Source organism: Micromonospora parathelypteridis (genome assembly GCF_014201145.1).
GTDB lineage: Bacteria > Actinomycetota > Actinomycetes > Mycobacteriales > Micromonosporaceae > Micromonospora > Micromonospora parathelypteridis.
In genome coordinates, this window is record NZ_JACHDP010000001.1 from 4,711,854 (window position 1) to 4,736,829 (window position 24,976).

Sequence of the window (24,976 nt, forward strand, 5' to 3'; positions counted from 1 at the left end):
CTCAGGCCGGCCCGAGCCAGCTCTGCTCGCCCAGGCCGGAGATCTCCAGCACCCGGCGGACCTGGCGCGACGGCAGGACGGTGAGCGTGCCCGGAAATTGCTGGGCGAGCCGGACCACGGCATGGATGGCGGCCGAGTCGAAGAAGGTGACCGCACTCAGATCGAGGGTGATCCGCTTGGCGGGCTCGCGGAGCGCGGTCTGGAGCATCGTGTCGGCGGTCGCCATGTCCACCTCGCCGGCCACCAGCACCTGGAGGTGGTCGCCGTCGATCTCCGCGCTGGCAGAGAAGACGGGCGGTGCTCCCCCTTGATCCACGCTGACACCATGGCACAGCCGACCTGGCAGGGCAACAACCCCTCCGGAGCGCCCGTGGCGCGGGTCACCAGCGGCCCCGGCGATAGGCTTGCGGCATGACCGTCCGTCCGCCGCTGACACCAGGCGCGCTCACCCCGATGCGACCGGTGCCACCCCAGATCGCCCGACCGGAGTACGTGGGCAAGAAGCGCCCGCAGGAGTGGCGCGGCTCGCACGTGCAGACGCCGGAGACCATCGAGAAGATGCGGCTCGCCAGCCGACTCGCCGCCCAGGCGACCCAGCTCGCCGGCGAGCACTGCAAGCCCGGCGTGACCACCGACGAGATCGACAAGGTGGTGCACGAGTTCCTCTGCGACCACGGCGCGTACCCGTCGACGCTGGGCTACAAGGGCTTCCCGAAGTCCTGCTGCACCAGCCTCAACGAGGTCGTCTGCCACGGCATCCCGGACTCCACCGTCCTGGCCGACGGCGACATCATCAACGTCGACGTGACCGCGTACATCGGCGGGGTGCACGGTGACACCGATGCCACCTTCTGCGTCGGCGAGGTCAGCGAGGAGGCCCGGCTGCTGGTCGAGCGGACCCACGAGGCCATGATGCGCGGCATCCGCGCGGTCGCCCCGGGTCGGCAGATCAACGTGGTGGGCCGGGTCATCGAGTCGTACGCCAAGCGGTTCGGCTACGGCGTGGTCCGCGACTTCACCGGCCACGGCATCGGCGAGGCCTTCCACAGCGGGCTCTACGTGCCGCACTACGACAGCCCGCGCCCTACGGACGTCATGGAGCCGGGGATGACGTTCACCATCGAGCCGATGATCACGCTCGGCACCTACCAGTACGACATGTGGGACGACGGGTGGACCGTGGTCACCAAGGACCGGAAGTGGACAGCTCAGTTCGAGCACACCATCGTGGTGACCGACGACGGTCACGAAATCCTGACCCTGCCGTGACCGACACCCCGGCCGCGCTGCGCGAGGCGCACCACGCGGACGTCTCCGGCGGATGGCTGCGCCCGGCCGTCTTCGGCGCGATGGACGGACTGGTCACCAACATCGCCCTGATCGCCGGTGTCGGTGGCGGCGGGGTGTCGCCGCACAGCATCGTGCTCACCGGCTCGGCCGGCCTGGTGGCCGGTGCGATCTCGATGGGGCTCGGCGAGTACACCAGCGTGCGCTCCGCCAACGAACAGGTCGCCGCCGAGGTGGCCAAGGAGCGACGGGAGCTGGAGCGGCACCCCGAGGCGGAGGCCCGGGAGCTGGCCGACGCCTGGGTGGCGCGAGGCCTTCCGCGGGACCTCGCCACCCAGGTCGCGGAGGCGGTGCGGCGCGACCCGGAGGAGGCGCTGCGGGTGCACGTCCGCGAGGAGTTGGGCGTCGACCCCGACGACCAGCCCAGCCCCTGGGCAGCGGCGATCTCGTCGTTCCTGTTCTTCTCGGTGGGCGCGTTGGTCCCGCTGCTGACGTACCTGTTCGGCGCCACCGAGCTGTGGCTGGCACTCGCCGTCGGCGGGCTCGGCCTGTTCGCCGCCGGTGCGGTGGTCGCCCGCTTCACCCGGCGGCCCTGGTGGACCAGCGGGCTGCGTCAGCTGCTGCTGGGCGCGGCTGCGGCCGGGGCCACCTACCTGATCGGCTCGCTGATCGGCGTACAGGGCGGGCTGTGACACCGCTCAAGCGGTGAGCAGTTCGTCGACAGTGCCGTCGACCGCCCGACCGCGGGCGGCCAACTCCTCGGCCTGCCGACCCAGCACCACACCCACCTCGGTCATGTCCGCGCCGGCCAACCCGGTGCGCCGTACCGCGTCCCCCGGGTCACGGAAGTACGTCCGGCTCAGCAGGCCGGACACCGTGGCCGCCGCCAGCCGAGCCTCACCGAGCATCAGCAGGGCCTGGTCGGTCTCGTACCACTCGGCGAGCCGGGCGGCCCGCGCGTGCGCCGCGCTGCCCCGATACCAGGCCTGCCGGGCCGCGGTGCTGAACTCCGCCGGCCGGGCCCGGGCCAGCCGGCCGAGATGCTCGTCGCGCAGCGTCCGCAACCAGCCGGTCGGGTCGTGCAACGCCTGGGTGGTGACGTACCGGTCGGCGGTCAGCGGCCACAGCGGGGAGAGCACCCGGGCCTGCGCCAGGTAGTCCTCGGCGGAGGCCACGGTCAGATCGACAAGCACCCCGTCCACCCGCCGGGTCGCCGGTCGCGGGCCGGAACCGGGCCGGTAGGTGACCACCAGCAAACCCGCCTCGCTGTCCCCACCGCCGTCATCGTCGCCGTGGGCCAGCGGTCCATGCACCGCGACCGCGAGCACATCGGCCGGGAAACGCCGCTGAACCGCCTCGGCGACCCGTTCCGCGACCATCCACCGTGGATCGTCGAAACCCCGGCCGACGCCGGTCTCTCCGCTGCTCGCGCTCATCGGAATGCCTTTGTTCGCGGTCCGGTCAGCCTAGCCAGCTGACGGCGGACCGGCCGGCGCGCCGCGCCCGGTCGGCACGAGCCGGAAGATGCGGATCTCCCGGCCGCCGGCCCGCTGCACGTACGTGCGGTACGCGGGCCACTCGGTGACCAGCAGCTGCCACAGCCGGTCGCGTTCGGTGCCGGTGGCCGGCTCGGCCCGCACCGGGACCCGCCGACCCTTGACGTGCACCTCCGCGGCGGGATCGGCGAGCAGGTTCATCGCCCACCCGGGGTGCTGGGTCTGTCCCCAGTTGGAGCCGATCACCACGTACGCGTCGTCGTCGGGCACGTAGAGCAGCGGGTTGCTGCGTGGCTTGCCGGAGCGGCGGCCGGTCGTGGTGATCACCAGGGACGGGATGAGGCCGAGCGCGACCACCCGGCCCCGGGTGAGTCGACCGACCACCCGGTCGGCGGGGACCAGCAGACGTGCGGCGGCGCCGAACCAGCGATGATGACCGACTCGACGGGTGAGGGTTCCCAGCACTGACACGCGGATCAGTGTGGCGGCTGCCGGGCCCCGGCGACACCCCCGTAGGGGGACCTGATCGCCGACCGGCCGGCCACGGCACCGACGTCAGTCGAGCTGCCGTTCGATCGGCAGCCGGGCGCGGGTGAACAGGCCCGCCCCGAGCATCGACACCACCGGCACCAGCACCAGGACCCCGAGCGCGGGCCACGGCACCAGGTACGGGTACGGATCGGGTACCGGCCAGCTCGTCGCGTACTGCCGGTTGGCCGAGAACAGGACGATCGCGGCGGTGCCCAGCCCGGCCACGATGCCGAGCACCGAACCCAGTCCAGCGATGACCCCGGCCTGGCAGATCACCAGCATCCGGCGTACCGCCGGTGCCGCGCCGACGGCCGCCAGGGTGGTCAGCTCGGCACGTCCCTCGGCGGCGGCGAGCGCGGTGGCGATTCCGGCCGCACCCATCGTGATCACCCCGGCGGCTGCCGCGAGCAGCAGGAGCAGCGGCGAGATGTCGCGAGGGCCACCGCCGTACTCCACGCTCACCGAGAACGTGCCGAAGTTCCGCAACGCGTCGGTGAACCGATCCTGCCGGTGCCGGTCCGGCGGGGTCGAGGTGCCGATCACCCAACCGGCCGGTGACCAGCTCAGGCCGAGCTGCCGGGCCGCGGACGGTGAGAGCAGCAGTTGGGGCTGGCCGATCGGCGTCGGCAGCGCGTACCCGGGGAGGTCGGCGGAGGCGGTCGGCCGGTCCGTCCCGGAATCCACCTCGTTCACCCGTACGGTCACCAGGCCGTCGTGCAGGTAGCGCGGATCGGTCACCACCACGCCCCCGGCGCGCAGCACCGCCGTGGCGGCGGCGGTGGCGGCCGGGTCCGCGCCGGTGAGCAGTGGCAGCGCCCTCCCGTCGTCCACCCCGGTCTGCACGTAGCCGCCGTACTGGTCCGTCCCGGGGATCCGGCAGCGCGGGTCGGCTCGAGCCTGCCGACGGTCCGCCGCGGAGAGGTTGTCCCCCGGCTGCCAGGGGCAGGTCTGCTCCGGCGGAAGCGCCGGCGCGATGTCGCAGTAGCCCGTGCCGGGTGGCGCGCAGCCGACCGTTTGCAGCGGGGCGATCGCGTCGGTACCCAACTGGTCCCGGGCCGCGCTGGCGACCTGGGCCAGCGTGGGCTGCCGAGCCGCATCGTGGGGGTAGACCAGCACATGGCCCGCCGGCAGCATCGGCCGGTAGGCGCGCGCGTCGCGGGCTCCGTCGCTGGCCAGGTACCCGCCGAGCGCGACACTGCTGGCGACGGCGGCCATCACGGCGCAGATGGCGGGCGCGGCGGATGCCCGGTTGCGGCTGGCATCGCGCAACGCGATTCGCGGCGCCAACGGCAACACCCGGCCGAGCCGGGCGAGTGCGCCGATCAGCGTGGGCGTGCAGCACACCAGGCCCAACTCGCCGAGGATCAGGCCGGTGAGGATCACCGCCGGGGAGGTGCGGGCGGCCCCGAACGCCGCCAAACCCGCCCCGCCGGCCACCAGCGACAGCCCGAAGGCCAGCCACCGGATCCGGGACACGGGTGGAGTGCGTCGACCGGCGAGCCCGGCGCTCACGTCCTGCCGTGCGGCGGTCCAGGCCGGTGCCAGCGCGGCGAGCACCCCGGTCAGCACCGCGACCCCGCCGAGCAGCACCAGCGCGGTCGGCCAGCAGCGGTACCCACCGAAGCGGGCGCCGAAGACGTACTGCTCCACCAGCGGACGACCGACGAACGCCGCGGCGACGCCGACCAGCAGGCCGGCGGCGGCGCCCAGCACACCCAGCACCACACCGTCCGCCAGCACGACCCGACGAAGCTGGGCGGCGTCCCCGCCGGCCACCGCGACGAGCGCCAGGTCCCGGCGTCGGCGACGGACGCCGACTGCGAAGGCCGGCCCGACCAGCAGCACGACCTCCAACAGGCCGAGGCCGGCGATCAACACGCCGGTGCTCAGGTCGTTGGTGTCGCTCGGGCCGATGGAACCGAGCCACATCCGCGTCCGCTCGGTCGTCGAGCCCGCCGTCGAGCCGGCCGGCGGGCGTGCGGCCACCACCACCCCCCGGTCGTTGAGTCGGGACACCAGTGCGGCATCGACGGTGCCGGGCACGTCCGCCAGCCAGGTGCTCTCCGGCCCGGGACCGGCCCGTGGCGCGGCCCCCGGGTGCAGGGCCACCACCGTGCCGAGATCGTCGGGGAACTCGACCACCCCGACCACGGTGTACGCCCTGCTCCCGTCCGCGAGGGCCACGGCGTGACCGAGTCGCAGGTCCAGGCGGCGTAGCGCCGCGGGGCTCACCGCGACCTCGCCCGGTTGTCGTGGTGCCCGGCCGGCCCGGAACCGCACCAGTCCGCGGGCCAACGGGTCGGTGAGGTCCAGCACCCGCCCTTCCACGTCCTCGTCGCGGTGCGGGCCCCGCAGCGTCAACGGGATTCGGGTGCGAACCTCGGTGACCCGGCTGCCCGGCCCGAGCAGCGCGGTCACCTGGGCGGCGGTGGCTGGGGCGGTGGGTTGCCGCTCTGCCTCCCGCGTGTACCAGCCCTCGCCCCACTCGTCCTGTCCCACCGGGCTGTCGGCGACCCAGCGCAGTTCGGCGTCGGCCACCCCGAGGCGGCGGTCCATGCGTTCCTGCGGGGTCAGCTCGGCCATGTCGTAGCTGGCCGCCAGGAAGGCCAACGCGGCCACCGGCAGGGCGATCATCGCGAGCACCAGGGCGGTTCGTCGCTTGGCCCGGCGGGACTCCCGCCGGGCGATCCGCAACGCGGCCCGCCAGGAGCCGGTCAGCTCGGCGATCCGCCGCCGGCCGACACGGCCGGGTGACGCGATCGGCCGCGCCGCGGGGGTGTCGACCCGGCCAGGGGCCCGCATCGTACGGCGGGTGGTCACCGCTCGCTGCCGGACAGCAGCTGCTCGACGCTGCCCAGGGGTGCCGTCGTGTCGACCAGCACGCCGTCGCGGAGGAACACCACCCGGTCGGCCCAGCCGGCATGTCGTGCCTCGTGGGTGACCAGCACCCCGGCGGCACCCGCGTCGATCCGGCGGCGCAGGAGGTGCAGCACCGCCTCGCCGGTCTGCGAGTCCAGTGCCCCGGTGGGCTCGTCGGCGAGCACCAGCCGACGCTCGCCAACCAGCGCGCGGGCGATGGCCACCCGCTGCTGCTGCCCACCGGAGAGCTGGTCGGGGAAGCGGTCACCCAGTGCGGGCAGGCCCACCTCGGTGAGCGCGGCCATGGCCAGCGCCCGGGCCCGGCGTCCGCTGGCGCCGTCGAGCTCCAGTGGCAGCGCCACGTTCTCCAGTGCGCTGAGGCTGCCCAGCAGGTTGAGTTGCTGGAAGATGTAGCCGATCCGCCGCCGGCGCAGCTGGGCCAGCCCGCGACGGTCCAGGTCCCCCAGCGGTTGCCCCTCGACCCGGACCTCGCCGCCGGTTGGGCGGTCCAGCCCACCGGCGAGGGCCAGCAACGTCGACTTGCCGGAGCCGGACGGACCCATCACGGCGACCAACTCGCCGGGCCGAACGACCAGGCTGATGCCGCGCAACGCCTGCACCGCCGCCGGTCCGGCCCCGTGGGTGCGGTGGACGGCGCGTAGCTCCAGCACCGCGTCGTCCGATCCGCTCACCGTCGTGCCTCCTCGCCGGCCCATCGCGCCGCGTCGCGTGCGTCGGCGTCACCCGGGAGGGGAGCGGAAGGCGCCGGGCCGGTGGGCTGGTGCCGGACCAGACTTGTCTCGCAGTGGTCCAGCCAGCGCACCTCAGCCTCGGCCTGGAACACCATCGAGTCCAGCACCAGGCGCCAGGGGAGGTCCTCCGGTCGCTCGCTGCCGTACTTCAACCGGGTCAGCTCCTGCAGAGCCCGGATCGTCGCGCTGCGCTGGGCCTGCACCACCGCGCGGACGTCCACCCCCGGGGTGGTCAACGCCAACGCCAGCTTGATCGCCAGCTCGTCGCGGGGCCGGTCGGTACGGCTGACCGGGGTGGTGAACCACAGCGCCAGATCCGCCCGCCCGGCGTCGGTGATCTCGTACGGGCGCTGCCCGGCCTCGCTCTCCGGCAGCGGGCGCACCAGACCGTCCCGTTCCAACCGGGACAACGTGGTGTAGACCTGCCCGATGTTCAGCGGCCAGGTCGAGCCGGTCGACTCCTCGAACGCGGCCCGCAGCTGGTAGCCGTACATCTGGCCCCGTTCGAGCAGGGCGAGCAACCCGTGACGGATGGACATGGCAACGGAGTATGCATACCTGGTATGCGTACCGCAACCGGAGCGGGCCGGTTCAGGTCGGTCGACCGGGAAACGGGACAGTCAGCGGGGCCAGCCCGGCCGTCTTGCGCCACCGGGTGGCCCGTACCGCGTACTCGACCAGGGCAGCCAGGGCCTGGTCCCGGTCGGCGCCGGTGGTGGACGCCAGAGCTGCCCGCCAGTGCGCGGCCGTGCGCTCCTCCACCTCCGCGGCGAGCCGCAGCGCGCTGGCCCGGTCGGTGACCGGGAACGGCAGCGCGTACCCCGCGCGGTCCGGCGGCACGACGCCACCGGCCGCACTGAGCTGCACCACCAGCGTGTCGCGCCGACTTCGATGGGCGGCCTCCGCCTGGTGTGCGGCGTCCCGCGCCGCGCCGGTGAGCCGGACACCGATCCGCCCGTAGGCGTAGATGGCCGCGTACTCGGCGGACAGGGCGGCGGCGAGCGCCTCCCCGGCGGACGGCTGCCTCACTTCAGTGCCTCCTGGTGGGTGGCTCGGGCCGCGGCGATCGACCCGAGCAGTGCGGCCCGTTCCGCGGGCGCCGCCGCGCAGGCGACGGTGGCGGACTGCTGGGCGGTCTTCTCGAGCCTGCGCAGGGCGGCGAGCGCGCTGGCCGGGTCGTTGGCCGGGTCGCTGGGCGGGGCGGCGACCGCCGACGGCAGGGCGACACCGATCACCCGGGCCAGCTCGGTGGCGTGCGCGGTGTGCGCCTCGGCGATCGGGCTGAGCCGGTCGGCCAGTTCGGGATGCGCGGTGGCGCTCGCCCGGTACGTGGCGGCCAGCGCGAGGGACTCGTCGACCATCGGCCGTAGCGGGTCCGGTGGTGGCGCTGGTTGATCGTCACGGTCGAAAAGATCACAGCCGGTCAGCGGCACCGCGGCGCCGCCGAGCGCCAGCAGTGCCCCGGCGCGCAGGATCTTTCGCCGGGATTGTCCGGATGCTTGGTCGCGCTGCGTCGTTCTGCCGGTCCCCACCGGGCAAGTCAACACCATCCGCGCCGGTGCGGGGGCCACCGACGTCGGTGCGCCGCCCGGTCCGCCGCCGGGCAGGCGCGTTACGCTCTGCGCAGCCACCGGCGCGTCCGCTCCGGTGGCGTGCCGGCATGGCGGGACGACCGATCGCCGTCGACCAGGGAGAGGTGCGGAGATGACGCAGCGTGGCCGTGCCACCAGGTCGACAGGTCGACCCCGCGATAGCGCGGGCCCCCGCGGCGGCGACCTCGCCGCGCGGCGTGCCCGGCTGCGGACCGTGATCGAGCCCGTGGTCAACGACGCCGGCTACGACCTGGAGGACCTGTCGGTCTCTCGGGCCGGCCGACGGCACGTGGTGCGGGTGCTGGTGGACGCCGACGGCGGGATCGACCTGGACGCCGTCGCGGACGTCTCCCGCGCGGTGTCGACCGCGTTGGACGCCGCGGAGGAGACCGGTGGCGACATCGTCGCCGGGGAATACCAGCTCGAGGTCAGCTCGCCGGGCGTCGACCGGCCACTCACCCTGCCCCGCCACTGGCGGCGCAACGTGAGCCGGCTGGTCAAGGTCACTGTCCGGGGCGCGGCCGCGCTGCCCGGCCAGCGGGGCGAGCAGCCCGCCGGTGACCGCCAGCTGACCGGCCGGGTGATCGCGGCCGACGACGAGGGTGTGCAGCTGGAGACCGAGAGCGGCCGTGCTTCCTGGGCGTACGCCCAGCTCGGCCCGGGCCGCGTGCAGGTCGAGTTCACCCGGCTCGCCGAGCTCGGCGAGCCGGACGAAGAGTTCGACGACGCGGAAGACTCAGACGAGATCGACGATTCAGACGACATCGACGACGAAGATGATGTGGAGGACGAGGAGAGGTGAACATCGACCTCGCGGCGCTGCGCGCACTCGAGCGCGAGCGGGAGATCCCGTTCGACACGATTCTCGCGGCGATCGAAACCGCGCTGCTGACCGCCTACCGGCACACCGATGGCGCCGAACCGCACGCCCGGGTGGAGATCGACCGCAAGTCGGGCGCCGCCCTGGTGTACGCGCAGGAGATGGACTCCGACGGCGGCCTGGTGCGGGAGTGGGACGACACCCCGCACGACTTCGGTCGGATCGCCGCCATGACCGCCAAGCAGGTGATCCTCCAGCGACTGCGGGAGGCCACCGACGAGGTGCACTTCGGTGAGTACGTGGGCCGCGAGGGTGACCTCGTCACCGGCGTGGTGCAGGCGCACGAGACGCGTACCGAGAAGGGCATCGTCAGCGTCGACCTCGGCAAGCTGGAGGGCGTGCTGCCGCAGTCCGAGCAGGTGCCCGGCGAGCGGTACGCGCATGGCGAGCGGGTCCGCTGCGTCGTGGTGCACGTCGCCAAGGGCATGCGCGGGCCGCAGATCACCCTGTCCCGGTCGCACCCGGCGCTGGTCAAGAAGCTGTTCGCGCTGGAGGTGCCGGAGATCGCCGACGGCACGGTGGAGATCGGCGCGATCGCCCGTGAGGCAGGTCACCGCACGAAGATCGCCGTACGCTCCACCACCCCCGGAGTGAACGCCAAGGGCGCCTGCATCGGCCCGATGGGCCAGCGGGTGCGCGCGGTGATGAGTGAGCTGCACGGTGAGAAGATCGACATCATCGACTGGTCGGACGACCCGGCCACCTTCGTCGGCAACGCGTTGTCGCCGGCCAAGGCGCTGCGGGTCGAGGTGGTCGACCTGGCCGGTCGAGCCGCTCGGGTGACCGTTCCAGACTTCCAGCTCTCGCTCGCGATCGGTCGGGAGGGGCAGAATGCCCGACTCGCGGCCCGCTTGACCGGTTGGCGGATCGACATTCGGTCCGACGCGGAGCAGACCGCCCCGGCCGCACGTGAGGCAGCTGATCACGTGCGGGAGCCGGGCGGCGCGATCTCGGGCAGCTAGGGGTAGACTTCCTCCAGTGGTACGACGCGCAACGCCGGAGCGCACCTGTGTGGGTTGCCGGCAACGTGCGCCGGCCAGCGAATTGCTGCGGATCGTCGCGGTCAGGGACGAGGCTGGTCTCAGTCTCCGGCCTGATCCGCGCCGCAGGCTGCCGGGTCGGGGAGCGAACATGCACCCGGATCCGGCCTGCTTCGCGCTGGCGGTGCGTCGCCGCGCCTTCGGGCGCGCGCTGCGCATCACCGAGGTCCTCGACCACGGTTTGCTGGCAGAGCACGTCGATGCGCCAACCACTACGTCCGGTCAGCCCGACCGGGCGAGGGTCGCTAGCAGGGTAGGACGACCGACATGAGCACACGATGAAGTCCCTGAAATGACCAGGCTTCAAGTGCACGAGTGAGGTCGCTGCGGGTGCTGCCCGCACGACCTCGGAGTGAGGAGTGCAGTGGCAGGCAAGGCCCGCGTACACGAGCTTGCAAAAGAGCTCGGGGTCGAGAGTAAGACCGTTCTCGCCAAGCTGAAGGAAATGGGCGAGTTCGTGAAGTCCGCGTCCAGCACCGTCGAGGCGCCCGTCGCCCGGCGGTTGCGTAACGCATTCGTCGCGTCCGCTGGTGCTCCGGCACCGGCTGCCCCGTCGGCGCCCGCGTCGACGCCGGCTTCGAATCCGACCCCGACGCTGTCCCCGACCCCGGGCGCGCCCCGGGTCTCGGCCAAGCCGATGCCGCCTCGGCGGCCGGCCGCGCCGGCACCCGGTCCGAAGCCCAAGGGTCCGGTGCCCGGTGCGCCGCAGTCGGCGGCCCCGGTCGCCAAGCCGGCGAGTGCCCACGACATCGAGGTGGCGGCCGCGGAGGCGCGTGCCGCCGCGCTGAAGGCTGAGCAGGAGGCCGCGGTCAAGGCCGCGCAGGCCGCCCGCCAGCAGCAGCGGGACAACCCCGTTCGCCGGGAGCCTCCGGCAGACGGCAACCGTCCCGGCCCCGGCCCTCGGCCGGGTCCCGCCGCGATGCCCCCCCGTCCCGGTTCGCCGGCAGCTCGCCCGAGCACGCCGGCACCGGGTCCGGGTGCCCGGCCGGGCGGTCGCCCGCCGGCGCGCGGCGCCGGTAACAACCCGTTCGGCATCCAGGGTGGCCAGCAGCAGCGGCCCCCGGCCGCTGGCGCGGGTGGCCCTCGGCCCAACACCCCGGCGGGTATGCCGCCGCGGCCGAGCCCGAACTCCATGCCGCCGCGGCCCAGCCCGGCGTCCATGCCGAGCCAGCGTCCGGCTGCCGGTCGTCCCGGTCCCGGTGGCGCTGGTCGTCCCGGTGGCGGTGGCGCTGGTCGTCCCGGCGGCGGCGGCGGTGGCTTCCGCGGCGGTCCCGGCGGTGGCGCCGGTGGCGGTGGCGGTTACCGCGGCGGCCCTGGTGGCGGCGCGGGTGCCGGCGGTGGCGGTGGCTACCGTGGCGGTCCCGGCGGCGGTGGCGGTGCCCCCGGTGGCGGTTTCCGTCCGGGTGCTCCGTCCGGTGGCGGCGGTCGTCCCGGTGCGGGTGGTCGTGGCCGTGGCGGCGGCGCCGCGGGTGCCTTCGGGCGTCCGGGTGGCCGGCCGACGCGCGGTCGCAAGTCCAAGAAGCAGCGCAGACAGGAGTTCGACAACCTGTCGGCTCCGACCATGAGCTCGGGTGCTCCCCGGGGTCAGGGTCAGGTCGTCCGGCTGTCCCGTGGCGCCTCTCTGTCGGACTTCGCCGACAAGATCAACGCCAACCCGGGTTCGCTGGTCCAGGAGATGTTCAACCTGGGCGAGATGGTCACCGCGACCCAGTCCTGTTCTGACGACACCCTGCAGCTGCTGGGTGAGCACCTGGGCTTCGACATCCAGATCGTCAGCCCGGAGGACGAGGACCGCGAGCTGCTCGCGCAGTTCAACATCGACCTCGACGCGGAGGTGGCCGAGGAGCGTCTGGTCAGCCGTGCGCCGGTGGTGACCGTCATGGGTCACGTCGACCACGGTAAGACCAAGCTGCTCGACGCGATCCGTAAGGCGAACGTCGTTGCCGGTGAGGCGGGTGGCATCACCCAGCACATCGGTGCGTACCAGGTGCACGTTCCGCACGATGGTGTGGACCGCGCGGTGACCTTCATCGACACCCCGGGTCACGAGGCGTTCACCGCCATGCGTGCTCGTGGTGCCCAGGTGACGGACATCGTGATCCTGGTGGTCGCGGCCGACGACGGCGTGATGCCGCAGACCATCGAGGCGTTGAACCACGCCAAGGCGGCCGACGTGCCGATCGTGGTCGCGGTCAACAAGGTCGACAAGCCCGAGGCGAACCCGGACAAGGTCCGCCAGCAGCTCACCGAGTACGGCCTGGTCGCCGAGGAGTACGGCGGCGAGACCATGTTCGTCAACGTGGCCGCCAAGCCGGGCATCGGCATCGAGGAGTTGCTCGAGGCTGTCCTGCTGACCGCCGACGCGTCGCTGGAGCTGACCGCTCCGATCGACGGGCCGGCGCAGGGTGTGGCCATCGAGGCGCACCTGGACAAGGGTCGCGGTGCGGTGGCGACGGTGCTCGTGCAGAAGGGCACCCTGCGGGCGGGCGACTCGATCGTCGCCGGCGGGGCGCACGGCCGGGTCCGGGCCATGCTCGACGAGAACGGCAACCAGCTCTCCGAGGCTGGGCCGGCCCGTCCGGTCATGGTTCTGGGTCTGACCGCGCCGCCCGGTGCGGGTGACACGTTCCTCGCCGCGGCGGACGACCGCACGGTGCGGCAGATCGCCGAGCAGCGGCAGGCACGGCGGCGGGCGGCGGCATTCGCCAACTCCCGTGGTCGGGCCACCCTCGAGACGCTCATGGAGCAGCTCAAGGAGGGCGAGAAGACGTCGCTCAACCTCATCCTCAAGGGCGATGTCTCTGGTTCGGTGGAGGCCCTGGAGGACGCGCTGTTCAACCTCGACATTCCCGAGGAGGTCCAGCTCAAGGTCCTCGACCGGGGTGTCGGCGCGATCACCGAGAGCAACGTCATGCTCGCGAGTGCCTCGTCCGAGCCGGTCACGATCATCGGCTTCAACGTGCGGGCCTCGAACAAGGTCCGTGAGATGGCCGACCGCGAGGGCGTGGAGATCCGGTACTACACCGTCATCTACCAGGCCATCGAGGAGATCGAGGCAGCGCTCAAGGGCCTGCTCAAGCCGGAGTACGAGGAGGCCGAGCTGGGCAGCGCGGAGATCCGCGACGTCTTCCGCTCGTCCAAGATCGGCAACATCTCCGGTTGTATCGTCCGGTCGGGCATCATCCGACGCAACGCGAAGGCTCGCCTGCTTCGGGACGGGACGGTCGTGGCGGACAACCTCACGATCACCTCGCTCAAGCGGTTCAAGGACGACGCCACCGAGGTCCGCGAGGGCTTCGAGTGTGGTCTGACCCTGGGTGGTTACAACAACGTCCAGGTCGGCGACGTCATCGAGACCTTCGAGATGCGGGAGAAGGTTCGCGCCTGATCCGGCAGTGACACGCTGATCAAGGGGTTTACGCCGAACGGCGTAAACCCCTTGATCATGCGGGGCGGGTTGGCGGTATCGTCCGGGGCGATGTTCACCGGAACCGCGGTCTTCGACCTGCTGCTGCCGGGCGACTCCCGGTCGCTCAAAGCCAAGAGATCATATGTACGGCCGATCGTGGCGGCACTGCGCCGCTTCGAGGTGTCGGCCGCCGAGGTGGGAGCGCACGACCTGCATGGTCGAGCGCAGATAGCGGTGGCCGTGGTGGCCGCTGAGACGGCGCACGTCCGCGAGGTGCTCGACTCCTGTGAGCGTCTGGTGGCCGGCCGCCCCGAGGTCGAGTTGTTGTCGGTGCGGCGCCGGCTGTACGGCGTGGACGACGACTGACCACGGTGCCGGCTGTGCCGGGCGACCGGTGCGGCCGCGAAGGTAGTGTTCGAGATGTTGGCCGGTCGGCCGGCGGCCCCCGGGTCGCCGGGTCGGCCGGGAGCAGGACGCCGTGGAGGTGGCGAGATGTCTGATCCGGCCAAGGTACGCCGGCACGCGGAACGGGTGCGTGAGCTGGTCGCGTCGGTGGTGCGGAGCCAGATCAAGGACCCGCGGCTCGGGATGATCACCATCACCGACGCCCGGATCACCGCGGACCTGCGTGACGCGACGGTCTTCTACACCGTGCTCGGTGACGCGGTCGCCCAGGCGGACACCGCCGCGGCGCTGGAGAGCGCCAAGGGGCTGTTGCGCAGCACGGTCGGCAAGGCGCTCGGGTTGCGGCACTCGCCGACTCTCACGTTCGTCCTGGACGACGTGCAGGACCAGGTCAAGCACATCGACGACCTGCTCGCCGCCGCCCGCAACGCCGACGCCGAGGTGCAGCGGCTCGCCGCCCAGGCAAAGTACGCGGGCGAAGCGCAGCCGTACCGGGTGGATGACGAGACGGATGAGGCCGACGAGACGGACGAGGCCGACGAGGCCACCGGCGTCGAGGGCACCCCGCGGGGTGGGGAAACGCGGTGACCAGCACCGCCAGCGTCCCGCTCACCGGGGCGGCCGGAGCCGGCCCCGCCGAGACGGACTGGGCTGCGGCCGAGGCGCTGGTGCGGGCCCTCCCGCCGAGCGGTCGGGTGCTGCTGATCTGTCACGTCAACCCGGACGGCGACGCGCTGGGCAGCATGCTCGGCTTCGGTCTGGGTCTGCGGCAGTTCGGCGTACGCGAGGTGCAGGCGACCTTCCCCGGGCCGCCGGAGGTGCCCGAGCCGTTCCGGGGGCTGCCCGGGTTGGACCTGCTGGTCCCGGCGAGCGCTGCGGACCCGGCACCTGACCTGGTGATCTGCTTCGACGCGGCGAGCGAGTCACGTCTCGGTGAGCTGGCCGGGCGGTTGTCGTCCGCTCCGGCGGCGCTGGTGCTCGATCACCACGCCTCCAACCCCGGCTTCGGCACGGTCAACCTGGTCGACGCGGGTGCCGCGGCGACGTCGGTGGTGGCTGAGCAGTTGCTGGCCCGGCTCGGGGTCGTGGTGGATCCGGCCATCGCCGAGTGCCTCTACGTGGCGCTGACCACGGACACTGGTTCGTTCCGGTTCGAGGCGACCACCCCGGCGGTCCACCAGATGGCCGCCCGGTTGCTGGCGACCGGCATCTCGCCGGGTGACATCTCCCGGCGGGTCTTCGACACCCGGCCCTTCGGCGCGGTTCGCCTCTTCGGTGAGGTGCTCGGCCGGGCACAGTTGGAGTCGGCCGCCGCTGGCGGCCGAGGGTTGGTCTGGACCTTCGCCACCCTGGACGACCTGGCCCGGCACGACCAGCGGCCGTACGTGCTGGAGGCGCTGATCGACTCGGTGCGTTGCACCGCCGAGGCGGATGTGAGCTGTGTGTTGAAGCAGACCACGCCCGGCGAGTGGGCGGTGTCGATGCGCAGCAAGGGCGCGGTGGACGTCAGCCGGGTCGCGGTCACGCTGGGCGGTGGTGGTCACCGGTTCGCGGCCGGGTTCACCGGTCGGGGCAGCGCCGAGCAGGTGGTCGAGTCGATCCGCGGCCAACTGGACGCGGCACTGATCCGCCCCCGCGGCTGACCCTGGCGAATCTAATCGCCGCCGTCGATCGGTTGGCCGGGAAGATCAGGGTCAGTTCCGGGGAGTGTTGGTCTTCCCGCGCTCCGTGAGACCGGGAAGAATTGCGGGATGGAGCAGCCGCACGACCTCACCGTGGAGGCCCCCCGCGCCTGGGACCGGCCCGCCGTCTCCGTTCCCGTCCTCGTCTGCCTGTCGCTCGTCGGTGGTCGGTTCGTTTCCTTCTCCACCGAAGCCAATCTGTTCACCCTCGGCACTGGCGGGGTGCTGATCTGGCTCGGTCTGAGCAATCGGGTGCCTCGTCGACCGGCACCGCGTCGGTTGGGCGCTGGGGCGGTCTGGTGGGCGGTGCCGGTGGTGGTCTTCGGCGTGTTCGAGGGCGTGACCTTCGTGCTGGCGGCGGGCGATGAGTTCCCCACCTTCTCCCGGCTGGCCGACCCTCTCCTGGAAGATCACCTGACCCGGTCGGCGGCGTGGTTCGCCTGGCTGGCCGCCTTCTGGGGGCTGGTGCGGCGATGATGCGAGCACTCGCGATCGGCGGTTTCCTCACCGCGCTGGCCCTGTTCGCGTTGGTCGAGTGGATGGCCCGGCGGGAAGGCTCCCGGATCCCCACTCTGGGCGAGGTCTGCGCGTACGTGATGCGCTACGAGGTCGGCCCGGTGCCGGTGGGCCGGATCGGTCTGTTCGGGTTCTGGTGGTGGCTGGGCTGGCACTTCCTGGCCCGCTGAACCGGGTCACCGCCTGTCCAAATGGCGGGAACCGTAAGCAGCATATGGACCTGAACGATAACTTGGGAGACAGGCCGGTGCCGCGTGGCGGCGCAGGTCATGGGTGGTGGTGCCACACCTCGTGCTGCCTCCCTCCAGGGTCGGACCGACCCGGGCTCACGCTGCCCAGCCGGCTGCTCCGGTCACCCCGGACCGCCGTGGGGCGCTCAGCACGACCGCCCGCGAGGGCCGCCGCGTGCCGGCGGCTCGCGCCCTGGAAGGAGCGCCACCATGCCGAACAAGCCCAAGCCCGAGGCCACCACTGACGACGCCCGCGAGCAGGCTCGCCGCGCCCTGCAGACCTCGATGGACACCCGCCAGTAGACCAGTTCGTCCGGCGGTGACGTCGGAGCCGCTGGGTGGCGGGCGACCAGAGGGGCCGGTCCACGTCGAACCTGACCGCCACCCACCGACGACGTAAGCCCTCAGCGGGATTGCGATCCTTACCGCCCTCGTGCCAGGATCGGCGGCGATGAACCACGCCGCCACCGCCACCGCCACCCGACCCGCCTCGCCGCGCCGGATCGCCAGCCTCGCCCTGCCGGCCCTCGTGGTGCTCGCCGCCGAGCCGCTCTACGTGCTGGTCGACACGGCCGTGGTCGGTCACCTCGGCCGGGTGCCACTCGCCGCGCTCGCCGTCGGCGGCACGGTGATGACGCTCACCGCCTGGGTCGGCACCGTGGTCGCGTACGGCACCACCGGGCGCGCGGCCCGCCGCTTCGGCGCAGGCGACCGTGCTGCCGCGGTGGCCGAGGGCGTCCAGTCGTCCTGGCTGGCGTTCGGTGTCGGTCTGCTGATCGCGATCGGCATGCAGTTCGGCGGGGGCGCGCTCGCGCGTACCCTCGCCGGTGGTGGTGGCGAGGTGGCCGACGCCGCCGCGCACTGGCTGCGGATCGCGGCCCTCGGCGCCCCCGGTCTGCTGCTCGCCGCCGCCGGCAACGGCTGGCTGCGCGGTGTGCAGGACACTCGGCGCCCGTTGTTCTTCGTGCTCGGTCCCAACCTGATCTCCGCGCTGCTCTGCCCGCTGCTGGTCTACCCCGGTGGCCTGGGCCTGATCGGCTCGGCGGTGGCCAACGTCGTCGCGCAGACGCTCTGCGGGGTGCTCTTCGCCGCCGCGCTGGTCGCCGAGCGGGTGTCGCTGCGGCCCCGGCCCCGCGTGATCGGCCAGCAACTGGTGCTCAGCCGGGACCTGCTGATCCGTGGGCTGGCGTTCCAGGCCAGCTTCCTCTCCGCGACCGCCGTCGCCGCCCGCTTCGGGGCCGCCGCCGTCGGCGCCCACCAGATCGCCCTGCAACTCTGGTTCTTCACCGCGCTGGTGCTCGACGCGCTGGCCATCGCCGCACAGTCCCTGGTCGGGGCCGCGCTCGGCGCCGGCGACGACGCGGGCGCCCGGGCGCTCGCCCGCCGGATCGGGCTGCTCGGCGGCGTCTGTGGCGTCGCCTTCGCGCTGCTCATCGCCGCCGGCGCCGGCGTCCTACCGTCGTGGTTCAGCTCCGACCAGGCCGTACGCGAGCAGGCCATGGCGGCCTGGCCGTGGTTCGTCGTCATGCTGCCGCTGGCCGGAGTGGTGTTCGCCCTCGACGGCGTGCTGATCGGCGCCGGCGACGTGCGGTACCTGCGCAACCTCACCATCGTGGCGGCGCTCGGCGGCTTCCTGCCGGCCATCTGGCTGACGTACGGGTTCGACCTCGGGCTGGGCGGCATCTGGGCCGGGCTCACCCTGTTCGTGGTGATCCGGCTGGTCGCGCTGCTGCTGCGCCTGCGCAACGGCAACTGGGCGGTGACCGGCGCGGTCCGCTGAGGTCTCCTCCTGGCGCTGCCGGAGGCTCGGGTCACGCCGGGCCCGCCCACACACGCCGGGGTACCGGCCATCTGGCAGGCTTGGCCGACGTGAGCACCGATGGTCTGATCGTGGTCGACAAGCCCGGCGGCATGACGTCGCACGACGTGGTGGCGCGGATCCGCCGGCTGGCCAAGACCCGGCGGGTCGGGCACGGCGGCACCCTCGACCCGATGGCCACCGGTGTGCTGGTGATCGGTGTGGGCCGGGCCACCCGCCTGTTGACCTACGTCATCGGCGCGGGCAAGAGCTACACCGGCACCATCCGGCTCGGTCAGGCCACCGTCACCGACGACGCCGAGGGCGACGTGATCGCCACCACGCCGACCGGTCAGGTCACCGACGAGGCGATCCGGTCGGCGCTGGGCGCGCTGAGCGGCGAGGTCGACCAGGTGCCGAGCGCGGTCAGCGCCATCAAGATCGACGGGCAGCGGGCGTACAAGCGGGTCCGCGACGGGGAGAGCGTCGAACTGCCCGCGCGCCGGGTCACCATCTCCCGGTTGGAGGTGCTGGCCATCCGCCGCACCGAGCCGGACGTGGTGGACGTGGACGTCGACGTGACCTGCTCCTCCGGCACGTACATCCGGGCCATCGCCCGGGACGCGGGCCAGGCGCTCGGCGTCGGAGGGCACCTGACGGCGTTGCGGCGGACCGCGGTGGGCGGCTTCACCCTCGCCGAGGCGGCGACCCTCGACGAGTTGGAGCAGCGCGCCCCGGACGTGGTGAACCTGCCGCTGGACGCGGCGGCCGACCGGTTCTTCCCGCGCCGGGAGGCCACGCCCGACGAGGCCCGGGTGCTCGCCCACGGGGGACCGCTGGACCCGGCCGGCCTCACCGGGCCGTACGCCGTCTTCGGACCGGAGGGCGGCCTGATCGCTATCGTCAGCGAGCGGGACGGACGGGCTCGCGCGGAAATCGTGCTCGCCCCGGCCTGACGGCGGGGCGCAGGTCCGGCGGCCCTTGGCCGACGGTGTCGACCCGCCGGCCGGTGGGACAGCAGGGAGGAACGGCATGCAGCGGTGGCGGGGGTACGACGCGGCGCCCGGTGGGTGGGGGCGCTCGGTCGTCACCATCGGCGTCTTCGACGGCGTGCACAAGGGGCACCAGGCGACCATCGGGCACGCCGTGACCCGAGCCCGGGAGTTGGGCGTGCAGTCGGTGGTGGTCACCTTCGACCCGCACCCGGCTGAGGTGGTTCGCCCCGGTTCGCACCCGGCGGTGCTCACCGAACCGGCCCGCAAGGCGGAGCTGATCGAGGCGCTCGGCGTGGACGTGCTCTGCGTGGTGCCGTTCACCCCGGAGTTCTCCCGGCTGTCGGCCGAGCAGTTCGTGCACGACGTCCTGGTCGAGCACCTGCACAGCGCGCTGGTGGTGGTCGGGGGCAACTTCCGCTTCGGGCACCGGGCGGCCGGCGACGTGGCGCTGTTGGAGCGGCTCGGGCAGACCTTCGGCTTCGGCGTCGAGGGCAGCCCGCTGGTCGCCGAGGACGGCACCGTCTTCTCCTCCACGTACATCCGCTCCTGCGTCGACGCGGGTGACGTCGGCGCGGCCGCCGCCGCGCTGGGCCGCCCACACCGGCTGGAGGGCGTGGTGGTCCGCGGCGACCAGCGGGGACGGGAACTGGGATTCCCCACCGCCAACCTGCTCTGCCACCGGTACGCGGCGGTCCCGGCCGACGGGGTGTACGCGGCCCGGCTGATCCGCCGCGGGCAGCACGAACCGCTGATGGCGGCGGTGTCGGTGGGCACCAACCCGACCTTCTCCGGCCGGGAGCGGCGGGTGGAGGCGTACGCGCTCGACTTCTCCGGAGACCTCTACGGCGAGCGACTGGCCCTGGACTTCGTGGCCCACCTGCGCGGCCAGATCCGGTACGACTCGATCGAGCCGTTGATCGCCCAGATGAACCAGGACGTCGCACGTACCCGGAGCGCTCTGGCCTGATCGTCGCGGGGTGACGTGGCCCCACCGAGGCCCTTGGCCGGGTGTTACCGGCGAGTGCTGGTAGTCTTGCCGAGACGTCGGGTGACCGGCGTGGGGCCTCGCGTGCCTGCTCGACGCCGCGGGTGCGAGGTACCGGTCCGTTCCCGGTCTACCGGGACGACGGACACCTACTGATCAACCCACCGAAACAGGGAGAACATGGCGCTCGATCAAGAAGCCAAGGCCAGCATCCGCGCGGAGTACGCGACCGCCGAGGGCGACACCGGTTCGCCGGAGGTCCAGGTCGCGGTCCTCACCAAGCGGATCGCCGAGCTGACCGAGCACCTGAAGGTGCACAAGCACGACCACCACAGCCGTCGTGGTCTGCTGCTGCTGGTCGGCCGGCGCCGTCGGCTGCTCAACTACGTCCAGAAGAAGGACATTGCCCGCTACCGGTCGCTCATCGAGCGGCTCGGCCTGCGCCGGTGACGTGACGGGGGAGCAGCCGATCGGCTGCTCCCCCGTACGGCGTCCCACCTGAAGATCACGGGCCGCGCGACCACCCGAGAGGGAGCCGGTCAGCGTACCGGTCTCCGGTAGTGGCCCCCGGGAACCCGGCATCATGCCGACCACCCGGGCGCTTCGATCGAAGACCGGCCGGCTGAGCAGCTCCCCGACGTCGTGGGCCCACGACGCGAAGGAGCACGACAGCACATGACCGAGACCAAACTCGGCACCGAATCCCGTACCGCCGTGATCGACAACGGGTCCTTCGGCACCCGCGAGATCACCTTCTCCACCGGTCGGCTGGCTCGCCAGGCCGCCGGTTCCGTCATCGCCCAGCTGGGCGAGACGGTCGTTCTCTCCGCCACCACCGCCGGTAAGCACCCGAAGGAGCAGTTCGACTTCTTCCCGCTGACCGTCGACGTCGAGGAGCGGATGTACGCCGCGGGCCGCATCCCCGGCTCGTTCTTCCGCCGTGAGGGCCGGCCCAGCGAGGACGCGATCCTCACCTGCCGGCTGATCGACCGGCCGCTGCGCCCGTCGTTCGTCAAGGGCCTGCGCAACGAGGTCCAGGTCGTCGAGACCATCCTCGCGCTCGACCCGCAGCACCCGTACGACGTCGTGGCGATCAACGCCGCCTCGATGTCGACCAAGCTCTCCGGCCTGCCGTTCTCCGGCCCGATCGGTGCGACCCGCGTCGCCCACATCGACGGCCAGTGGGTTGCCTTCCCGACCCTGGAGGAGCTGGCCCGGGCCACCTTCGACATGGTCGTGGCCGGCCGCACGCTCGAGGATGGCGACGTCGCGATCATGATGGTCGAGGCCGAGGCCACCCCGAACGCCGTCGCCCTGATCTCGGCCGGTGCCACCGCACCGACCGAGGAGATCGTGGCCAGCGGCCTGGAGGCCGCCAAGCCGGCGATCCGTGAGCTGTGCCGCGCGCAGAGCGAGCTGGCCGAGGTCGCCGCCAAGCCGGTCACCGAGTTCCCGGTCTTCCTGGACTACCAGGACGACGTGTACGACGCCGTCGCCGAGCTGGCCCGCACCGAGGTGGCCGAGGCGATCACCATCGCCGGCAAGGCCGACCGCGAGGAGGCCCTGGACCGGGTCAAGGCCCGCGTCGCCGAGGAGCTGGGTGCTCGGTTCGAGGGTCGGGAGAAGGAGCTCAGCGCTGCCTTCCGGTCGCTGACCAAGTCCGAGGTGCGCAACCGCGTGCTGCGCGAGCAGGTCCGCATGGACGGGCGTGGCCCGCGTGACATCCGGGCGCTGACCGCCGAGGTCGGCGTGCTGCCCCGGGTGCACGGTTCGGCGCTGTTCGAGCGGGGCGAGACCCAGATCCTGGGCGTCACCACGCTGAACATGCTCCGCATGGAGCAGATGGTGGACACGCTGTCCCCCGAGAACCGCAAGCGCTACATGCACAACTACAACTTCCCGCCGTACTCGACCGGTGAGACCGGCCGGGTCGGCTCGCCGAAGCGTCGCGAGATCGGCCACGGCGCTCTCGCCGAGCGTGCGCTGATCCCGGTGCTGCCGTCGCGCGAGGAGTTCCCGTACGCCATCCGGCAGGTCTCCGAGGCGCTCGGCTCCAACGGCTCCACCTCGATGGGTTCGGTCTGCGCGTCGACGCTGGGCCTGCTCTCCGCGGGTGTCCCGCTGAAGGCGCCGGTCGCCGGCATCGCGATGGGGCTCATCTCCGACGAGGTGGACGGCAAGACCCAGTACGTGACGCTGACCGACATCCTCGGTGCCGAGGACGCGTTCGGTGACATGGACTTCAAGGTCGCCGGCACGCCGGAGTTCGTCACCGCGCTCCAGCTCGACACCAAGCTCAACGGCATCCCGTCGGACGTGCTGGCCGCCGCGCTGCAGCAGGCGAACGAGGCCCGGCAGGTCATCCTCGGGGTCATGAAGGCCGCGATCGAGGCTCCGGCCGAGATGTCGGACTACGCCCCGCGGGTCACCACCGTCAAGATCCCGGTGGACAAGATCGGCATGGTGATCGGCCCGAAGGGTCAGACCATCAACGCGATCCAGGACGAGACCGGCGCCGAGATCTCCATCGAGGACGACGGCACGATCTACGTCGGCGCCACCAACGGCCCGTCGGCCCAGGCGGCCGTCGACCGGATCAACGGGATCGCCAACCCGACCCTGCCCAAGCAGGGTGAGCGCTTCCTCGGCACGGTGGTCAAGACCGCCGCGTTCGGCGCGTTCATCTCCCTGCTGCCGGGCCGCGACGGCCTGCTGCACATCTCCAAGGTGGGCGACGGCAAGCGGGTCGAGCGCGTTGAGGACTTCCTCAACGTCGGCGACCGGGTCGAGGTCGAGATCGCGGACATCGACGCCCGCGGCAAGATCTACCTCGACAAGGTCCGCCCGGAGGGCGCCGAGGCGCCGGCCGCCGGTGAGGCCGCCGGTGGCGACCGGCCGGCTGGTCGGGACCGGGGCGACCGGGGCCCGCGTGACCGCGGTGACCGCGAGCGTGGCGGCGACCGGGGCGCACGTGGCCCGGAGCGCGGCAACGGTGGCGGCGAGGGCGGCAACGGCGGCGGCGAGGGTGGCGAGGGCGGCGAGCGTCCGCGCCGCCGGACCCGGCACAGCTGATCGTCGAACATCGCAACACCCACCCCTCGTCGAACCGGGAGCACTACGTGAGTCGGGCCTTCAGCGCGCCGTTTCCACCGGATCGACGGGGGGTGGCTGCGTCCCGGGACACCGGGGTGGGCCGCTCCGGCGGTGCCGCCCGGGCGGTGACCCGGACGCTCAGCGACGACCCGCTGGGCGGCACGGTACGACGTACCGTGCTGCCCAGCGGCCTGCGCGTCCTCACCGAGGCGATCCCGGCGATGCGCAGCGTCTCGTTCGGCATCTGGGTGGCGGTCGGCTCGCGCGACGAGACCGGCCCGCAGGCCGGTGCCGCGCACTTCCTCGAGCACCTGCTCTTCAAGGGCACCCACAAGCGCACCGCGCTGGAGATCTCCTCGCAGATCGAGGCGGTGGGTGGTGAGACCAACGCCTTCACCACGAAGGAATACACCTGCTACTACGCCCGCGTGCTGGACGAGGACCTGCCGCTGGCGATCGACGTGATGTGCGACCTGGTCGCCGATTCGCTGCTGGAGCCGGCCGACGTCGAGACCGAGCGTGGCGTGATCCTGGAAGAGATCGCCATGCACGACGACGAGCCCGGTGACGAGGTGCACGACCTCTTCGTCCAGGCCGTCTACGGCGACCACCCGCTGGGTCGGTTGATCTCCGGCACCGCGGACACCGTCACGCCGATGACCCGGCGGCAGATCCAGAGCTTCTACCGCGACCGCTACACCGCACCGCAGATCGTCATCGCCGCCGCCGGCAACCTCGATCACGCCGCGGTGGTCAAGCTGGTCCGCCAGGCGGTGCGAGGCACCCCGCTGGACAGCGACCCGGCGACGCCCGCGCCGTACCGCGCGGCAACCCCGGCGGTACGCACCAAGCCGGCGACCACCCTGGTGGAGCCGAAGGAGACCGAGCAGGCGCACGTCATCCTCGGCTGCCCCGGCATCGACCGGCTCGACGATCGGCGCTTCGCCCTCGGGGTGCTCAACAACGTGCTCGGCGGTGGCATGTCCAGCCGCCTGTTCCAGGAGATCCGCGAGCAGCGCGGCCTGGCGTACTCGGTCTACTCCTACGCCAGCCAGTACGCCGACAGCGGCCTGTTCGCCGTCTACGCCGGCTGCGCGCCGGGCAAGGTGGACGAGGTGCTGGCCCTGACCCGCGCCGAGCTGGCCCGGGTGGCCGCCGACGGGTTGACCGAAGCCGAGGTGGCCCGGGGCAAGGGAATGAGCAAGGGCTCGTTCGTGCTCGGCCTGGAGGACACCGGTTCCCGGATGAGCCGGCTGGCCAAGGGTGAGCTGCTCTACGGCGACCTGATGCCGGTGGACGAGCTGCTCCGCCGAGTCGACGAGGTCACCGTCGAGGACGTGAACACCCTCGCCGCCGAACTGCTCAGCCGGCCGATGTCGCTGGCCGTGGTCGGCCCGTTCGGCGAGGGCGACTTCGCCGTCTGAGG

25 protein-coding genes are annotated in these 24,976 nt (G+C 72.5%); 17 read left to right on the forward strand and 8 right to left on the reverse strand.

The genetic code is table 11. The annotated features are described in order from the left end of the window. Position 1 precedes the first annotated feature (1 nt). A complete protein-coding gene (locus tag HNR20_RS21215; RefSeq protein ID WP_184182494.1) occupies positions 2 to 316 on the reverse strand; it encodes an STAS domain-containing protein in 315 nt (104 codons plus the stop codon). Between the two features lie 95 nt (positions 317 to 411). On the opposite strand from HNR20_RS21215, the gene map reads away from it, so the two are divergent. Together map and HNR20_RS21225 are read left to right on the forward strand one after the other, a co-directional pair. Next, positions 412 to 1,269, forward strand: a complete 858-nt coding sequence (gene map, locus HNR20_RS21220) for a type I methionyl aminopeptidase (RefSeq protein WP_184182496.1) — start codon at positions 412 to 414, stop codon at positions 1,267 to 1,269. Next, entirely contained in the window at positions 1,266 to 1,979 is a 714-nt protein-coding gene (locus tag HNR20_RS21225; RefSeq protein WP_184182498.1) for a VIT1/CCC1 transporter family protein, read from the forward strand. Before map ends, HNR20_RS21225 begins: the two co-directional genes overlap by 4 nt. Before the next feature lie 6 nt (positions 1,980 to 1,985). Here the strand turns inward: HNR20_RS21225 and HNR20_RS21230 are convergent, their stop codons facing one another. The 7 genes from HNR20_RS21230 to HNR20_RS21260 all read right to left on the reverse strand — a co-directional run bounded on the left by HNR20_RS21230 (position 1,986) and on the right by HNR20_RS21260 (position 8,400). Beyond that, on the reverse strand, positions 1,986 to 2,723 hold the full coding sequence (locus HNR20_RS21230; RefSeq protein ID WP_184182500.1) for a nucleotidyltransferase domain-containing protein: 738 nt from the start codon (positions 2,721 to 2,723) through the stop codon (positions 1,986 to 1,988). A 30-nt stretch (positions 2,724 to 2,753) separates the two neighbouring features. Next, positions 2,754 to 3,254: a nitroreductase family deazaflavin-dependent oxidoreductase gene (locus tag HNR20_RS21235; protein WP_184182502.1), complete on the reverse strand. Its 501-nt coding sequence runs from the start codon at positions 3,252 to 3,254 to the stop codon at positions 2,754 to 2,756. 84 nt (positions 3,255 to 3,338) lie between these two features. Further along, positions 3,339 to 6,134, reverse strand: a complete 2,796-nt coding sequence (locus tag HNR20_RS21240; RefSeq protein ID WP_184182504.1) for an FtsX-like permease family protein — start codon at positions 6,132 to 6,134, stop codon at positions 3,339 to 3,341. Then, positions 6,131 to 6,865 (reverse strand): ABC transporter ATP-binding protein, encoded by a 735-nt coding sequence (locus HNR20_RS21245; protein WP_229687462.1) that lies wholly within the window; start codon positions 6,863 to 6,865, stop codon positions 6,131 to 6,133. Before HNR20_RS21245 ends, HNR20_RS21240 begins: the two co-directional genes overlap by 4 nt. Beyond that, entirely contained in the window at positions 6,862 to 7,464 is a 603-nt protein-coding gene (locus HNR20_RS21250) for a PadR family transcriptional regulator (RefSeq protein ID WP_184182508.1), read from the reverse strand. The genes HNR20_RS21245 and HNR20_RS21250 overlap by 4 nt, the downstream gene beginning before the upstream one ends. A gap of 52 nt (positions 7,465 to 7,516) precedes the next feature. After that, positions 7,517 to 7,954 carry a ferritin-like domain-containing protein gene (locus HNR20_RS21255; RefSeq protein WP_184182510.1) on the reverse strand — a complete coding sequence of 146 codons (438 nt, stop codon included), beginning with the start codon at positions 7,952 to 7,954 and terminating at the stop codon, positions 7,517 to 7,519. Next, complete coding sequence (locus HNR20_RS21260; protein WP_184188762.1) at positions 7,951 to 8,400, reverse strand: hypothetical protein; 450 nt, start codon at positions 8,398 to 8,400, stop codon at positions 7,951 to 7,953. Before HNR20_RS21260 ends, HNR20_RS21255 begins: the two co-directional genes overlap by 4 nt. A gap of 229 nt (positions 8,401 to 8,629) precedes the next feature. On the opposite strand from HNR20_RS21260, the gene rimP reads away from it, so the two are divergent. The 15 genes from rimP (at position 8,630) to HNR20_RS21335 (ending at position 24,974) form a co-directional block, all read left to right on the forward strand. Continuing rightward, the gene (rimP, locus tag HNR20_RS21265) at positions 8,630 to 9,319 is read left to right on the forward strand and encodes a ribosome maturation factor RimP (protein ID WP_184182512.1); all 690 of its coding nucleotides are present in this window, start codon (positions 8,630 to 8,632) and stop codon (positions 9,317 to 9,319) included. Further along, a complete protein-coding gene (gene nusA, locus HNR20_RS21270) occupies positions 9,316 to 10,359 on the forward strand; it encodes a transcription termination factor NusA (RefSeq protein ID WP_184182514.1) in 1,044 nt (347 codons plus the stop codon). The genes rimP and nusA overlap by 4 nt, the downstream gene beginning before the upstream one ends. Before the next feature lie 16 nt (positions 10,360 to 10,375). After that, positions 10,376 to 10,708 carry a YlxR family protein gene (locus HNR20_RS21275; RefSeq protein WP_184182516.1) on the forward strand — a complete coding sequence of 111 codons (333 nt, stop codon included), beginning with the start codon at positions 10,376 to 10,378 and terminating at the stop codon, positions 10,706 to 10,708. Positions 10,709 to 10,801: 93 nt separating this feature from the next. Next, positions 10,802 to 13,825, forward strand: coding sequence for a translation initiation factor IF-2 (infB, locus tag HNR20_RS21280; RefSeq protein WP_184182518.1), 3,024 nt, complete (start codon positions 10,802 to 10,804; stop codon positions 13,823 to 13,825). Between the two features lie 90 nt (positions 13,826 to 13,915). Continuing rightward, positions 13,916 to 14,212 carry a DUF503 domain-containing protein gene (locus HNR20_RS21285; protein ID WP_184182520.1) on the forward strand — a complete coding sequence of 99 codons (297 nt, stop codon included), beginning with the start codon at positions 13,916 to 13,918 and terminating at the stop codon, positions 14,210 to 14,212. 126 nt (positions 14,213 to 14,338) lie between these two features. Then, complete coding sequence (gene rbfA / locus HNR20_RS21290; protein WP_184182522.1) at positions 14,339 to 14,839, forward strand: 30S ribosome-binding factor RbfA; 501 nt, start codon at positions 14,339 to 14,341, stop codon at positions 14,837 to 14,839. Next, complete coding sequence (locus tag HNR20_RS21295; protein WP_184182524.1) at positions 14,836 to 15,894, forward strand: DHH family phosphoesterase; 1,059 nt, start codon at positions 14,836 to 14,838, stop codon at positions 15,892 to 15,894. Before rbfA ends, HNR20_RS21295 begins: the two co-directional genes overlap by 4 nt. Positions 15,895 to 16,002: 108 nt before the next feature. After that, a complete protein-coding gene (locus tag HNR20_RS21300; RefSeq protein ID WP_184182526.1) occupies positions 16,003 to 16,410 on the forward strand; it encodes a hypothetical protein in 408 nt (135 codons plus the stop codon). Continuing rightward, positions 16,410 to 16,619: a DUF6186 family protein gene (locus HNR20_RS21305; RefSeq protein WP_184188765.1), complete on the forward strand. Its 210-nt coding sequence runs from the start codon at positions 16,410 to 16,412 to the stop codon at positions 16,617 to 16,619. The genes HNR20_RS21300 and HNR20_RS21305 overlap by 1 nt, the downstream gene beginning before the upstream one ends. Positions 16,620 to 17,130: 511 nt before the next feature. Next, the gene (locus HNR20_RS21310) at positions 17,131 to 18,459 is read left to right on the forward strand and encodes an MATE family efflux transporter (protein WP_184182529.1); all 1,329 of its coding nucleotides are present in this window, start codon (positions 17,131 to 17,133) and stop codon (positions 18,457 to 18,459) included. Between the two features lie 89 nt (positions 18,460 to 18,548). Beyond that, positions 18,549 to 19,433 (forward strand): tRNA pseudouridine(55) synthase TruB, encoded by an 885-nt coding sequence (gene truB, locus HNR20_RS21315; protein WP_184182532.1) that lies wholly within the window; start codon positions 18,549 to 18,551, stop codon positions 19,431 to 19,433. 76 nt (positions 19,434 to 19,509) lie between these two features. Next, a complete protein-coding gene (locus tag HNR20_RS21320) occupies positions 19,510 to 20,439 on the forward strand; it encodes a bifunctional riboflavin kinase/FAD synthetase (RefSeq protein ID WP_184182535.1) in 930 nt (309 codons plus the stop codon). A gap of 198 nt (positions 20,440 to 20,637) precedes the next feature. Then, positions 20,638 to 20,907, forward strand: a complete 270-nt coding sequence (gene rpsO / locus HNR20_RS21325) for a 30S ribosomal protein S15 (RefSeq protein ID WP_030337594.1) — start codon at positions 20,638 to 20,640, stop codon at positions 20,905 to 20,907. Positions 20,908 to 21,132: 225 nt separating this feature from the next. After that, positions 21,133 to 23,529: a polyribonucleotide nucleotidyltransferase gene (locus HNR20_RS21330; RefSeq protein ID WP_184182538.1), complete on the forward strand. Its 2,397-nt coding sequence runs from the start codon at positions 21,133 to 21,135 to the stop codon at positions 23,527 to 23,529. Positions 23,530 to 23,576: 47 nt separating this feature from the next. Beyond that, positions 23,577 to 24,974: a M16 family metallopeptidase gene (locus HNR20_RS21335; RefSeq protein ID WP_184182541.1), complete on the forward strand. Its 1,398-nt coding sequence runs from the start codon at positions 23,577 to 23,579 to the stop codon at positions 24,972 to 24,974. The last annotated feature ends 2 nt before the right edge of the window (positions 24,975 to 24,976 follow it).

Coding starts and splice junctions, on each gene's coding strand:
- map (WP_184182496.1), top strand. CDS start 412: ATGACCGTCCGTCCGCCGCTGACACCAGGCGCGCTCACCCCGATGCGA.
- HNR20_RS21230 (WP_184182500.1), bottom strand. CDS start 2,723: ATGAGCGCGAGCAGCGGAGAGACCGGCGTCGGCCGGGGTTTCGACGAT.
- HNR20_RS21250 (WP_184182508.1), bottom strand. CDS start 7,464: ATGTCCATCCGTCACGGGTTGCTCGCCCTGCTCGAACGGGGCCAGATG.
- rimP (WP_184182512.1), top strand. CDS start 8,630: ATGACGCAGCGTGGCCGTGCCACCAGGTCGACAGGTCGACCCCGCGAT.
- HNR20_RS21285 (WP_184182520.1), top strand. CDS start 13,916: ATGTTCACCGGAACCGCGGTCTTCGACCTGCTGCTGCCGGGCGACTCC.
- rbfA (WP_184182522.1), top strand. CDS start 14,339: ATGTCTGATCCGGCCAAGGTACGCCGGCACGCGGAACGGGTGCGTGAG.
- HNR20_RS21300 (WP_184182526.1), top strand. CDS start 16,003: ATGGAGCAGCCGCACGACCTCACCGTGGAGGCCCCCCGCGCCTGGGAC.
- HNR20_RS21305 (WP_184188765.1), top strand. CDS start 16,410: ATGCGAGCACTCGCGATCGGCGGTTTCCTCACCGCGCTGGCCCTGTTC.
- HNR20_RS21310 (WP_184182529.1), top strand. CDS start 17,131: ATGAACCACGCCGCCACCGCCACCGCCACCCGACCCGCCTCGCCGCGC.
- HNR20_RS21320 (WP_184182535.1), top strand. CDS start 19,510: ATGCAGCGGTGGCGGGGGTACGACGCGGCGCCCGGTGGGTGGGGGCGC.
- rpsO (WP_030337594.1), top strand. CDS start 20,638: ATGGCGCTCGATCAAGAAGCCAAGGCCAGCATCCGCGCGGAGTACGCG.
- HNR20_RS21330 (WP_184182538.1), top strand. CDS start 21,133: ATGACCGAGACCAAACTCGGCACCGAATCCCGTACCGCCGTGATCGAC.